This is a genomic window from Stenotrophomonas daejeonensis (assembly GCF_001431505.1).
Taxonomy (GTDB): domain Bacteria; phylum Pseudomonadota; class Gammaproteobacteria; order Xanthomonadales; family Xanthomonadaceae; genus Stenotrophomonas; species Stenotrophomonas daejeonensis.
In genome coordinates, this window is record NZ_LDJP01000074.1 from 1 (window position 1) to 13,618 (window position 13,618).

A 13,618-nucleotide genomic window follows, 5' to 3' on the forward strand; every position below is an offset into this window, starting at 1 on the left:
CCCTCACCCCAACCCCCGCTCCGCGCCCCGGCCCACGCCAGCGGCGTGGGCGCTCAACCGCACGCGCACCTCTTGGTGCGCAAGCCGTGCGGCCTCGCCCCGGCGGGAGAGGGGCTTATACTCCCTGCAGACTGCTGTTTCCCAAGCCCTGATTCCCCCCGGAAAACCCAACGGTGCCGCCCGACCGGCCCGGCACTGGAACCCTGTTGCCCCATGCGCCTATCCACGATCAAGCTTTCCGGTTTCAAGTCGTTCGTCGATCCCACGACCCTGCACCTGCCGACCAACATGACCGGCGTGGTCGGCCCCAACGGCTGCGGCAAGTCCAACATCATCGACGCGGTGCGCTGGGTGATGGGCGAAAGCTCGGCCAGCCGCCTGCGCGGCGATTCGCTGACCGACGTGATCTTCTCCGGCTCGGCCGGGCGCAAGCCGGTGTCGCAGGCCACGGTCGAGCTGATCTTCGACAACTCCGACCACACCATCGCCGGTGAGTACGCTTCGTTCAACGAAATCTCGGTCAAGCGCCTGGTCAGCCGCGACGGCAGCAGCAACTACTACCTCAACGGCACCAAGTGCCGGCGCCGCGACATCACCGACCTGTTCCTCGGCACCGGCCTCGGCCCACGCAGCTACTCGATCATCGAGCAGGGCATGATCAGCCAGATCATCGAGGCCCGGCCCGAGGACCTGCGCGTCTACCTGGAAGAGGCCGCCGGCATCTCCAAGTACAAAGAGCGGCGCAAGGAGACCGAAACCCGCATCCGCCACACCCGCGAGAACCTCGACCGCCTCAACGACCTGCGCGAGGAGATCGGCAAGCAGCTCGAACACCTGCGCCGGCAGGCCAGGCAGGCCGAGCAGTACCAGACCCTGCAGGAAGAACGCCGGGTCAAGGACGCCGAGTGGAAGGCGCTGGAATACCGCAACCTGGATGGCCGTTTGGGCGGCCTGCGCGAAGCCCTGTCGCGCGAGGAAACCAAGCTCCAGCAACTGATCGCCGAGCAGCGCGATGCCGAGAGCCGCATCGAGACAGGCCGCCTGCGCCGCGAGGAGGCAGCCGAGACGCTGGCCCGCGCGCAGGCCGACGTCTACCAGGTCGGCAGCACGCTGGCGCGGCTGGAACAGCAGATCCAGCACCAGCGCGAGATGGCGCAGCGCCTGCACAAGGCGCGCGACGAAACCCGGCAGGCGCTGGCCGAGCTGGGCCAGCACATCGGCAGCGACGAGGCGCGGCTGGTGGTGCTGCGCGAGGCGGTGGCCGATGCCGAGCCGCAGCTGGAGCAGTTGCAGGAAGAGAACGAGTTCCGCCAGAAAGGGCTGCGCGAGGCCGAAACCGCGCTGCACGACTGGCAGCAGCGCTGGGAGTCACACAACCGCAATGCGTCCGAGGCCACCCGCTCGGGTGAGGTGGAACGTACCCGCGTCGATTACCTCGACCGGCAGATCCTTGAAGCCGACCGCCGCCGCGAGGCACTGGCCGGCGAGCGCGCTGGGCTGGACATGGACGCGCTGGCCGAGGCGTTCGAGCAGTTGCAGTTGCAGCACGAGTCGCAGACCGCGGCGCTGGACGAACTGAACGAGCAGGTCGAGCAACGCAAGGAAGCGGCCACGGCATTGCAGGAGCGGCAGCGCGCCAGCCAGGCCGAACTGGCCGAAGTGCGCAAGCATGCGCAGGCTGCACGCGGCCGGCTGTCGTCGCTGGAAACCCTGCAGCAGGCCGCGCTGGGTCAGGAGCAGGGCGCGGCGGTGGCATGGCTGAAGGCGCGCGGGCTGGATTCGGCTGCACGCGTCGGCGAGCGCATCAGCGTCGAAAGCGGCTGGGAAAACGCGGTGGAAAGCGCGCTCGGCCAGTTGATCGAGGGCGTGCTGGTGGATGCGCCGGAAACCCTGGTCGATGCGCTGGGCGAACTCGGCGAAGGCCGCATCGCGCTGGTGTCCGGCGCCGAGGGCGAGGCCGATTTCGCGCCGACCTCGCTGGCCGCGCGGGTGCAGGGCCCGTTGGCGATCCGTCGCCTGCTGGCGCGCCTGCATGGCGCCGAAGACCTGGTGCAGGCGCGCGAGCTGCAACGCACGCTGGGCGAGAACGATTCGGTCATCACCCGCGGCGGCGAACGCCTCGGCGAAGGCTGGGTACGGGTGTCGCGCTCGGGTGCGGCGAGGCAGGGCGCACTGCTGCGCGAACGCGAGATTGTCACCTTGCGCGAGCAGATCGAGGGCCTGCACGAGCGCGAAGGCGAACTGGAACGCCAGCTCGGCGCGTTCCGCGAGCAGTTGCTGGCTGCCGAGCAACAGCGCGAGGAAGCGCAGCGCACCTTGTACCTGGCCCATCGCGGCGTGTCGGAACTGGCCGGGCAATTGCAGGGCCAGCGCGGCAAGCTGGAATCGGCGCGCGCGCGCATCGACCGCATCGAAGGCGAGATGGCGCAGGTGCTGGAAACGCTGGACAACTGCCGCGAGCAGGCCGGCGAGGCACGGGTGCGGCTGGAGGACGCCGTCTCCAGCATGGGCGACCTGGAAACCACCCGGCAGGCGCTGGAAGCCGAGCGCCGCCAGCTGACCGAGGCCCGCGACCTGGCTCGCGACGCCGCGCGCAACGTGCGCGACAGCATGCATGCGCTGGCGCTGACGCTGGAATCGCAGCGCGCGCAGATCACCTCGCTGGCGCAGTCGCTGGAGCGCATGAGCACCCAGCGCGGGCAGCTGGATTCGCGGCTGGACGAACTGCATTCGCAACTGGACCAGGGCGATACCCCGGTGCAGGCGCTGGAGGTCGAGCACCAGAACGCACTGGGCGAGCGCGTGCGCGTCGAGCGGGTGCTGGCCGAGGCGCGCACGCAGCTGGACGGCATCGACGCCGAGCTGCGCGGGCTGGAACAGACCCGCCACCAGCGCGACGAACAGGCGCTGGCGCAGCGCGAGCGCATCTCCCAGCGCAAGCTCGACCAGCAGGCGCTGGTGCTCAGCGCCGAGCAGTTGCAGCAGGCGGTGGAGAAGGCCGGCTTCGTGCTGGAAGACGTGGTCAACACGCTGCCCGACGAGGCCCGCATCGGCGAGTGGGAACAGGCGGTGCAGCAGATCGATGCGCGCATGCGCCGCCTGGAGCCGGTCAACCTGGCGGCCATCCACGAATACGGCGAGGCCTCGCAGCGTTCGGAATACCTCGAATCGCAGAACGTGGACCTGACCACCGCGCTGGAAACGCTGGAAGAGGCCATCCGCAAGATCGACCGCGAGACCCGCGGCCGCTTCAAGGACACCTTCGACCGCGTCAACGCCGGCGTGCAGGCGCTGTACCCGCGGCTGTTCGGCGGCGGCCACGCCTATCTGGAACTGACCGGCGAGGACCTGCTCGACACCGGCGTGGCGATCATGGCGCGGCCACCGGGCAAACGCGTGTCCAGCATCTCGCTGCTGTCCGGCGGCGAGAAGGCGATGACCGCGGTGGCGCTGGTGTTCGCCATCTTCCAGCTCAACCCGGCCCCGTTCTGCCTGCTCGACGAGGTGGACGCGCCGCTGGACGAGGCCAACGTCGGCCGCTTGGCCAACATGGTCAAGGAGATGAGCGAGAAGGTGCAGTTCCTGTTCGTCAGCCACAACAAGGCGACGATGGAGGCCGCGCACCAGCTCTCCGGCGTGACCATGCGCGAGCCGGGCGTCAGCCGCCTGGTCAGCGTCGATCTGGAAGAGGCTGCGCGTTTGGCGGGCGCGGCCTGACGTGCCATTCTTTGCCGACCTGAACACGTTCACCGGAGACACCACCGCATGTCCGACATGGCTCTGTTGCGCATCGGCATCCTGGCTGCCGGGCTGCTGCTGATCGCGGCGATCTTCCTGTTCGGCCGGCCGAAGAAGCCGGCGCAGGGCAAGCGCCGCGAGCCTGCCGAAAGCGAGCGGACGCGCCGCGAGCCGATGTTCGCCGGCGACGGCGATGGCGAACCCGCCGAAGGCGGGGAAGGTGCCGGTCCGGACGGGGACGTGACCCAGCCCGAACTGGGGCTGCCGGAAGTGGAGCCATCCGGGGGCAGCGAGCTGGGCAAGCGCGCCAACCAGGATTTCGACAAGATCGTCTCGTTGTACGTGGCCGCGCGCGCCGGGCAGGTGCTGCGTGGCGAGGACATCGTGGTCGCCGCGGAGAAGACCGGGCTGGTGTTCGGCTACATGAACGTGTTCCACCGGCTGCTGGAAGGCCATCCCGAGCGCGGGCCGGTGTTCAGCATGGCCAGCATCATGAAGCCGGGCAGCTTCGACATGGCCCGCATCCGCGAGATGGAAACCCCGGCCATCGCCTTTTTCCTGACCCTGCCGGCGCCGCTGACCGCGCTCGACGCCTGGGAAAAGATGCTGCCCACCGTGCAGCGCATGGCCGAACTGCTCGACGGCGTGGTGCTGGACGACAGCCGCAATGCGCTGGGCCGCCAGCGCATCGCCCACATCCGCGACGAACTGCGCGCCTACGACCGCCAGCACCAGGCGCCGCCGCTGAGCAAGCCGCCGCGTTGGTAGGCCGGGACCGGCCCCCATGCCTGATGCCCGAGTAGGTCGGGGCTACGGCCCCGACGCTCCGCGTATCGGACATGGAACGTCGGGGCCGTAGCCCCGACCTACGCCGTGGCCGATGCATCACGCCACGCGGTTAAAATCGGCGCATGACTTCCGACGCCACCGCCCGCCAGCGCATCAGCGAGCTCCGCCAGCAGTTGTCCACGGCCTCGCGCGCCTATCACGAGCGCGACGAACTGCTGATCCCCGACGCCGAATACGACGCGCTGATGCGCGAACTGGAAGCGCTGGAAGCGGCGCATCCGCAGCTGGACAGCGTGGATTCGCCCAGCCACCAGGTCGGCGGCAGGCCGTCTTCGCGCTTCGCCGAGGTGGTGCACGCGGTGCCGATGCTGTCGCTGGGCAATGCCTTCAGCGAGGAGGAGGTACGCGATTTCGTGCGCCGCATCGACGAGCGCCTTGGCCGGGCGCAGCTGCTGTTCTCGGCCGAGCCCAAGCTCGACGGGCTGGCGATCAGCCTGCGCTACGAGGATGGCGTGTTCGTGCAGGGCGCGACCCGCGGCGACGGCAGCACCGGCGAGGACGTCAGCGCCAACCTGCGCCAGATCAGGGTGATCCCCGACCGGCTCGATGGCGAAGGCTGGCCGGCGGTGCTGGAAGTGCGCGGCGAGGTCTACATGCCGCGCGCCGATTTCGAGAAATACAACGAGCAGGCGCGCCTGCACGGCGGCAAGGTGCTGGCCAACCCGCGCAACGGCGCGGCCGGCTCGCTGCGCCAGCTCGACCCGAAGGTCAGCGCGCAGCGGCCATTGAGTTTCTATGCCTACGGCACCGGCGAGGTCAACGGCGGCGAGCTGCCGGCCACGCATTCGGCCACGCTGGCGCAGCTGGACCGCTGGGGCTTCCCGGTCAGTGATCTGTGCCGGGTGGTCGAAGGCGCGGATGGTTTGCTCGACTACTACCGCGACATCGGCGCGCGCCGCGATGGCCTGCCGTTCGATATCGACGGGGTGGTCTACAAGCTGGACGACCGCGACGGCCAACAGGCGATGGGTTTCGTCGCCCGCGCGCCGCGCTGGGCCATCGCCCACAAGTTCCCGGCACAGGAACAGACCACCACGGTCGAGGCCATCGAGATCCAGATCGGCCGCACCGGCGCGGCCACGCCGGTGGCGCGCCTGCAGCCGGTGCAGGTGGCCGGCGTCACCGTCACCAACGCCACCCTGCACAACGCCGACCAGATCGCGCGGCTGGACGTGCGCGTGGGCGATGCGGTGATCGTGCGCCGCGCCGGCGACGTGATCCCGGAAGTGGTCAGCGTGATTGCCGAACGCCGCCCCGAGGGCACGCAGCCGTGGACGATGCCGGCGGCCTGCCCGGTATGCGGCGCGGAGATCGTGCGCGAGGAGGGCGCGGCGGCGTGGCGCTGCTCGGGCGAGCTGAGCTGCCCGGCGCAGCGCAAGGAAACCATCGCCCATTTCGCCTCGCGGCGGGCGATGGACATCGATGGGCTGGGCGACCGCTACATCGAAACCCTGGTCGATGCCGGCATCGTCCGCGGCGTGGCCGACCTGTACCGGCTCAGCCGCGACCAGCTGCTGCACCTGAAGCTGGTGCTCGATGCCGCCGATCCGTCGGCGCTGGCGGCCAGCCTCAAGCCGCACCTGCCGGCCGAAGGCAGCGGCGCGGTGCTCAACGCCGTGCTCCGGCTTGACGGCGACGCCGCCAACTGGCGCGCGCAGGCATTGGCATTGCCGGTGGCCTTCGAATGGAACACGAAGAAGATCGCCACCAGGTGGGCCGACAACCTGATCGCCGCCATCGACGCCAGCCGCGACGCCACGTTGGAACGGCTGCTGTTCGCGCTCGGCATCGAGCACGTCGGCGAAAGCACCGCCAAGGCGCTGGCGCAATGGTTCGGCGACCTGGAGCTGATCCGCCAGCTGCCGTGGCCGCTGTTCAAGCGCGTGCCCGACATCGGCGGCGAGGTGGCGCGCTCGCTCGGCCATTTCTTCGAGCAGGAAGGCAACCAGCAGGCCCTCGACGCGTTGTTGAAGGTCGGGCGGGTGCGCATCCGCGACAGCCACCTGCCATCGGCGAAGCTGCGCGACGGGCTGGACCTGGCGCAGTTGCTGGTCGAGGCCGAGATCCCCGGCATCACCCGCCTGCGCGCCGAGAAGCTGGTGGCGGCGATGCCGTCGGCGCAGCAGATACTCGACGCCGAGCCGGAACATTTCGTCGCCGCCGGCCTGCCCGAGGACACCGCGCGCGGGCTGGCGCAATGGCTGGAGGGCGACAACCACGGTCAGTTGCTGCTCAAGGGCGAGGAAAGGATGCGGGAACTGCTGCAACTGGCGCCGGAACTGGCCGCGCAACCGGCCGGACCACTGGACGGCAGGACCGCGGTGCTGACCGGCACGCTGGTGCGGCTGACCCGCGATGCCGCCAAGGCGCGGCTGGAGGCGCTGGGCGCCAAGGTCGCCGGCAGCGTGTCGAAGAAGACCGCCTTCGTCGTGGCCGGCAGCGAGGCCGGCTCCAAGCTGGACAAGGCCGTCGAGCTGGGCGTGGAGGTGTGGGACGAAGAGCGCCTGCTCGCCTTTCTCGCCGAACACGGACAACAACCATGAACCTGCGCTTCCGGCTTGCCGCGCCTGCGGATTTCCCGCGCATCATCGCCATGCTGCGCGCGTTCTACGACGAGGACCGCATCGCCTATGACCCGGTGCTGGTCGAGCCGGGCCTGCGCCAGTTGCTGGCCGAACCGGCCTGCGGCGCGGTGCTGCTGCTGGAAGGCGACGACGTGGCCGAGGCCGGCTACATCACCCTGGGCTGGTGCTTCAGCGTGGAGCAGGGCGGCCGCTTCGTGCTGCTGGACGAGCTGTACCTGGCGCCGGCCGCGCGCGGCCGTGGCTGGGGCCGGCAGGCACTGGCGCTGGCGCGCGACTGGGCGATCGTCGAGGGCGCCAGCGTGATGCGGTTGGAAGTGAACCATCACAATGCGCGGGCCAAGGCGCTGTACCTGTCCGAGGGCTATCGCGACGACGCGCGCGACATCCTCACCCTGCCGCTGGCCGCCGTGCCGAAGGGGCTGCACCCATGAAAAAACGACAGGACAGGCGCTTTTCACAGCGGAGCTGCCCGAAGGGTGGCGCACGGCCGGTTTTTGCTCCTGCAAAACCGGCATTCCCGCCATCCGTGGCGGTCAGGTGTGCGCCATGATCGAGGCCCTGCGCCGGCGCGCACGGCTGAATGCGCTGATCCGCGACTTCTTCGCCCGCCGCGACGTGCTGGAAGTGGAAACGCCGATCATGTCGGCCGCCGGCAACACCGAGCCGAACATCGACAGCTTCCAGACCCGTTTCAGCGGCCACGTCGATGCCGGCTCGCCGGTGCGCTGGCTGCGCACCTCGCCCGAGTACCCGCTCAAGCGTTTGCTCGCCGCCGGCGTCGGCGACTGCTACGAGCTGGGCCGGGTGTTCCGCAATGGCGAGGCCGGCGGCCGCCACAACCCCGAGTTCACCATGCTGGAGTGGTACCGGGTCGGCTGGGACCACCATCGCCTGATCGGTGAAACGGTCGAGCTGGTGCGCGCGGCATTGGCGATGGTCGGGCGCGAGGCGTCGTTGCAGGTGCTGACCTACCGCGAACTGTTCATCGACACGGTGGGCGTGGACCCGTTTGCCGCCGACGAAGCGCAACTGCGCGCGCCGCTGGCCGGCATCGGCATCACCCCCGACGGACTGACCCGCGACGATTGGCTGGACCTGCTGATGACCCACCGCATCCAGCCGTTTTTCCCCGCCGACCGCATCACCGTGATCCATGACTGGCCGGCCACGCAGGCGGCGCTGGCGAAGGTCCGGCCGGGCGAGCCGCCGCTGGCCGAACGTTTCGAGCTGTACCTGGGCGCGGTGGAGCTGGCCAACGGCTACCACGAACTGGACGATGCCGACGAACAGCGCCGGCGCTTCCAGCGCGACCTCGCCGTGCGCACTGCGCGCGGCGACGTGCTGCCGCCGCTGGACGAACCGCTGCTGGCCGCGTTGCCGGCATTGCCGCACTGCGCCGGCGTGGCGCTGGGCGTGGACCGGCTGCTGATGGCGCTGGCCGGCACCGGCCGCATCGCCGACGTGCTGGCCTTCGACTTCGCGCATGCCTGAACCGGCATGCGGCCGTACCGGCTTGCCATGTCGTCGGCATTGATGCTCTGATCGTTCCAGCGGGCGCGCCTGTGCCGCCTGCGATGTTCGTCATGGTTGCCGGGGTGGGACTTCGGATGAAACGTGTGTGTGGCCTGCTGCTGTCGCTGGCGCCCGTGCTGGCGTGGGCGCAACGCGAGACCCCCGATGCCGGGGTGCAGGTGGTGCGCTGCGAATCCGATGGCGCCCTGGAGCGTTGCCCGATGGACGTATCGCGCGGCGTGCAGCTGGTCCGGCAGGTTTCCGAGGCACCCTGCATCCGCGAAACCAGCTGGGGCGTGGACGATGGCGGCATCTGGGTCAGCCGTGGGTGCGATGCGGAGTTCTCCGCCGTGGCGGCTTCGTCCACCAATGGGCGGAAGGTGCGGCGCGTCGTCCGCTGCGAGTCCAAGGGGCGCGTGGTCAATTGCCCGGTCCTGCTGCGCGGTGCGCCGGTGCGCCTGCTGCGCCAGCAATCGCTGCTGCCGTGCAGGGAAGGGCACACCTGGGGGTATGGGCGCAACGAGATCTGGGTGAGCCGTGGCTGCCAGGGGCAGTTCGAGGTCGGCGCCGAGGACGGCTCCGGCTTCGTGGACATCCCGCGCCAGGTCACCTGCGAATCGAAGAGCGAAATGCGCCGGGAATGCGGGGTGACCATCGAACGCAGGGCCACCCTGGTCAAGCAGCTGTCGAACGCCCCCTGCGAAGAAGGCCGCAGCTGGGGCTGGAGCCGCAACGGCATCTGGGTGGACAAGGGCTGCCGCGCCGAGTTTTCCGCCGATTGAACATGCCCGGCGGCCACTGGCCGGCAAGCGCAGGAACGCCGGGGGATACGAGGTTTCCGGCCGGCTACAATGGCGCGATGAACGACACCGACGCCATCGATTACGCCCGCTACGACCACATCCGCCCGATCCGCTGGACCGGCGATGCGCTGGAACTGCTGGACCAGCGCAAGCTCCCGTTCGTCGTCGAGCACATGGCCTGCCACGAAAGCGACGCGGTGGCCGCGGCCATCCATTCGCTGGCCGTACGCGGTGCGCCGGCCATCGGCATCGCCGCGGCCTGGGGCGTGGTGCTGGCGGCGCGTGAAGTCGAGGCTGGTGACGGCGGCAGCGCGTTGCAGGCACTGGAGCCGGCGATGGCGCGGCTCAACGCCGCCCGTCCGACCGCCGTCAACCTTGCATGGGCGCTGGCGCGCATGCGCCGCGCATTGGCCGGGGCAGGGCAGGACTGGCGGCAGGTGCTGGCGCTGGAAGCGCAGGCCATCGCCGACGAGGACCTGGCCGCCAACCGCCACATGGGCATGCTCGGCGCCGGCCTGATCGCGCCGGGCAGCGGCGTGCTGACCCACTGCAACACCGGCTCGCTGGCCACCGCCGGCTTCGGCACCGCGCTGGGCGTGATCCGCGCCGGCGTGGCGCAGGGGCACGTCGAGCGCGTGTTCGCCGGCGAGACCCGACCGTGGCTGCAGGGCGCGCGGCTGACCGTGTGGGAACTGCAGCAGGACGGCATCGACGCCACCCTGGTCGCCGACTCCGCCGCCTCGCACCTGATGAAGACCGGCGCGGTGCAATGGGTGATCGTCGGCGCCGACCGCATCTGCGCCAACGGCGACACCGCCAACAAGATCGGCACCTACCAGCTGGCGATTGCAGCGCGCCACCACGGCGTGAAGTTCATGGTCGTCGCGCCGTCCTCGACCGTGGACATGGACACCGCACATGGCGATGCGATCGAGATCGAGCAGCGCGATCCCGGCGAGTTGTTCGGCGTCGGCGGCGTGCGCACCGTGGCCGAGGGCATCGCCGCCTGGAACCCGGTGTTCGACGTGACCCCGGGCGGGTTGATCGACGCCATCGTGACCGAGAAGGGCGTGATCCAGACCCCGGACCGGGACGCGATGCAGGCCGCGTTCAGCGGCTGAAGCCGGGTGCGGCGGGGCAGTGCCGCCGACACCGTTTGCCACTGCTCCGCAGGCTGCCGGGTGCGGCTGCTAAATCCTTGGTTCATGCAGGCAAAACCCCTGCAAATACAGGCGTGAAAGCGGCTGTTGTGATAGAATCCGCCGCTTGAATCGAGCATCGGCGCAGTGGCCCTCCGGGGCGCCCGCGCGCCGGGCCGGACCGCTACCAGAAGACGGAATCCGAATGGCAGAAACCGCCAAGGAAATCATCCAGGTCAACCTGGAAGACGAGATGCGCAAGAGCTACCTCGATTACGCCATGAGCGTGATCGTGGGGCGCGCACTCCCCGACGCCCGCGACGGCCTCAAGCCGGTCCACCGCCGCGTCCTCTTTGCGATGCAGGAGCTCGGCGCGCACGCCAACAAGCCGTACTACAAGTCGGCGCGCATCGTCGGCGACGTCATCGGCAAGTACCACCCGCACGGCGACAGCGCGGTCTACGACACGCTGGTGCGCATGGCGCAGCCGTTCTCGCTGCGCTACATGCAGATCGACGGCCAGGGCAACTTCGGCTCGGTCGACGGCGACAGCCCGGCGGCGATGCGTTACACCGAATCGCGCCTGTCGCGGATCAGCCACGAGATGTTGGCCGACATCGACAAGGAAACCGTCGATTTCCAGCCCAACTACGACGAGAAGGAACTGGAGCCGACGGTCCTGCCGACGCGCTTCCCGAACCTGCTGGTCAACGGCTCGGCCGGCATCGCGGTGGGCATGGCCACCAACATCCCGCCGCACAACCTCACCGAGTCGATCAATGCCTGCATCGCGCTGATCGACAACCCGGCCATCGATGTCGATGGCCTGATGGAATACATCCCCGGGCCGGATTTCCCGACCGCCGGCATCATCAACGGCACCGCCGGCATCATCGCCGGCTACCGCACCGGCCGCGGCCGCGTGCGCATCCGCGCCAAGGCCGACATCGAGGTGGCCGACAACGGCCGCGAGTCGATCATCGTCACCGAAATTCCCTACCAGGTGAACAAGGCGCGGCTGATCGAGAAGATCGCCGAGCTGGTCAAGGAGAAGAAGCTCGAGGGCATCAGCGAGCTGCGCGACGAGTCCGACAAGGACGGCATGCGCATCTACATCGAGGTCAAGCGCGGCGAGTCGGCCGAGGTCGTGCTGAACAACCTGTACCAGCAGACCCAGATGGAGTCGGTGTTCGGCATCAACATGGTGGCGCTGGTCGATGGCCGCCCGCAGTTGATGAACCTCAAGCAGATGCTGGAGGCGTTCGTCCGCCACCGCCGCGAGGTCGTCACCCGCCGCACCATCTACGAACTGCGCAAGGCGCGCGCGCGCGCCCACGTGCTGGAAGGCCTGACCGTCGCGCTGGCCAACATCGACGAGATGATCGAGCTGATCAAGACCTCGTCCAACCCCGCCGAGGCCAAGGAGCGCATGCTCGCCAAGGTGTGGGAGCCGGGGTTGGTCGGCGCGTTGCTGGGCGCCTCCGGCGCCGAGGCGTCGCGCCCGGAGGACCTGCCCAAGGGGATTGGCCTGGTCGACGGCAACTACCAGTTGTCCGACGTGCAGGCCACGCAGATCCTGGAAATGCGCCTGCACCGCCTCACCGGGCTGGAGCAGGACAAGCTCACCGAGGAATACAAGCAGCTGCTGGAAACCATCGCCGGGCTGATCCGCATCCTGGAAAACCCGGACGTGCTGCTGCAGGTGATCCGCGAGGAACTGGAGGCCGTGCGCGCCGAGTACGGCGACGAGCGCCGCACCGAGATCCGCCACAGCGAGGAAGACCTCGACATCCTCGACCTGATCGCGCCGGAAGACGTGGTGGTGACGTTGTCGCGCGCCGGCTACGTCAAGCGCCAGCCGGTATCGGCCTACCGCGCGCAGAAGCGCGGCGGCCGCGGCCGCAGCGCGGCGGCGACCAAGGACGAGGATTCGATCGAGCAGCTGTGGCTGGTCAACACGCATGACACGCTGCTGACCTTCACCAGTTCCGGCAAGGTGTTCTGGCTGCCGGTGCACCAGTTGCCGGAGGCCGGCTCCAACGCCCGCGGCCGCCCCATCATCAACTGGATCGCGCTGGAGAACGGCGAGCGCGTGCAGGCGGTGCTGCCGGTGCGCGAGTACGACGACAACCATTTCGTGTTCTTCGCCACCCGCAACGGCACGGTCAAGAAGACCCCGCTGAGCGAATTCGCGTTCCGCCTTGCGCGCGGCAAGATCGCCATCCACCTCGACGAGGGCGATGCGCTGGTCGGCGTTGGCCTGACCGACGGCGAGCGCGACATCCTGCTGTTCGCTTCCAACGGCAAGACCGTGCGCTTCGGCGAGGACCGCGTGCGCTCGATGGGCCGTACCGCCACCGGCGTGCGCGGCATCAAGATGGCCAAGGGCGAGGAAGTGGTCAGCCTGATCGTGGCCGAAAGCGCCGGCGGCGCCGAGGACGAGAACGAAGACGACAACGGCGTCGAGGACGTCTCGGGTGAGAGCCTGGCGGGCGAGGGTGGCGAGACCATCGATGCGGGCATGGACGATGCCGGCGTGCAGTACATCCTCACCGCCACCGAGAACGGTTACGGCAAGCGTACGCCGCTGGCCGACTACCCGCGCAAGGGCCGCGGTACGCAGGGCGTGATCGGCATCCAGACCAGCGAACGCAACGGCAAGCTGGTCAGCGCGGTGCTGCTGGGCGACGGCGACGAAGTGCTGCTGATTTCCGACGGCGGCACGCTGGTGCGTACCCGCGGCTCGGAGATCTCGCGCGTGGGCCGCAATACCCAGGGCGTGACCCTGATCCGACTGTCCAAGGGCGAGAAGCTGCAGGCGGTCGAACGGCTGGATGCCTCGCTGGAATCCGGGGATGACCTTGCCGACGAGGAAGCCGTGGAGGAGAGCGGTGCCGAACAGCCCGCCACGCCACCTGAAGCCTGATCCACGGGCTTCGCGATGACAGAAGAAAGCGCCGGCATTGTCGGCGCTTTCTTCATCCAGCCGCTC

General features: G+C 69.2%; 8 protein-coding genes. All 8 read left to right on the top strand.

Annotation, left to right across the window (positions count from 1 at the left end):
* Nucleotides 1-213 precede the first annotated feature (213 nt).
* The 8 genes from smc (at nucleotide 214) to gyrA (ending at nucleotide 13,552) form a co-directional block, all read left to right on the top strand.
* The gene (gene smc / locus ABB34_RS12240) at nucleotides 214-3,717 is read left to right on the top strand and encodes a chromosome segregation protein SMC (protein WP_057641614.1); all 3,504 of its coding nucleotides are present in this window, start codon (nucleotides 214-216) and stop codon (nucleotides 3,715-3,717) included.
* A gap of 48 nt (nucleotides 3,718-3,765) precedes the next feature.
* A complete protein-coding gene (zipA, locus tag ABB34_RS12245) occupies nucleotides 3,766-4,506 on the top strand; it encodes a cell division protein ZipA (protein ID WP_057641615.1) in 741 nt (246 codons plus the stop codon).
* A gap of 143 nt (nucleotides 4,507-4,649) precedes the next feature.
* Complete coding sequence (gene ligA, locus ABB34_RS12250) at nucleotides 4,650-7,130, top strand: NAD-dependent DNA ligase LigA (RefSeq protein WP_057641616.1); 2,481 nt, start codon at nucleotides 4,650-4,652, stop codon at nucleotides 7,128-7,130.
* A complete protein-coding gene (locus ABB34_RS12255; RefSeq protein ID WP_057641617.1) occupies nucleotides 7,127-7,603 on the top strand; it encodes a GNAT family N-acetyltransferase in 477 nt (158 codons plus the stop codon). Before ligA ends, ABB34_RS12255 begins: the two co-directional genes overlap by 4 nt.
* Nucleotides 7,604-7,718: 115 nt before the next feature.
* Nucleotides 7,719-8,663, top strand: coding sequence for an EF-P lysine aminoacylase EpmA (gene epmA, locus ABB34_RS12260; protein WP_057641618.1), 945 nt, complete (start codon nucleotides 7,719-7,721; stop codon nucleotides 8,661-8,663).
* A 116-nt stretch (nucleotides 8,664-8,779) separates the two neighbouring features.
* Complete coding sequence (locus ABB34_RS12265; protein ID WP_057641619.1) at nucleotides 8,780-9,466, top strand: DUF3011 domain-containing protein; 687 nt, start codon at nucleotides 8,780-8,782, stop codon at nucleotides 9,464-9,466.
* A 77-nt stretch (nucleotides 9,467-9,543) separates the two neighbouring features.
* Complete coding sequence (gene mtnA / locus ABB34_RS12270) at nucleotides 9,544-10,608, top strand: S-methyl-5-thioribose-1-phosphate isomerase (RefSeq protein WP_057641620.1); 1,065 nt, start codon at nucleotides 9,544-9,546, stop codon at nucleotides 10,606-10,608.
* A 223-nt stretch (nucleotides 10,609-10,831) separates the two neighbouring features.
* The gene (gene gyrA, locus ABB34_RS12275; protein WP_057641621.1) at nucleotides 10,832-13,552 is read left to right on the top strand and encodes a DNA gyrase subunit A; all 2,721 of its coding nucleotides are present in this window, start codon (nucleotides 10,832-10,834) and stop codon (nucleotides 13,550-13,552) included.
* The last annotated feature ends 66 nt before the right edge of the window (nucleotides 13,553-13,618 follow it).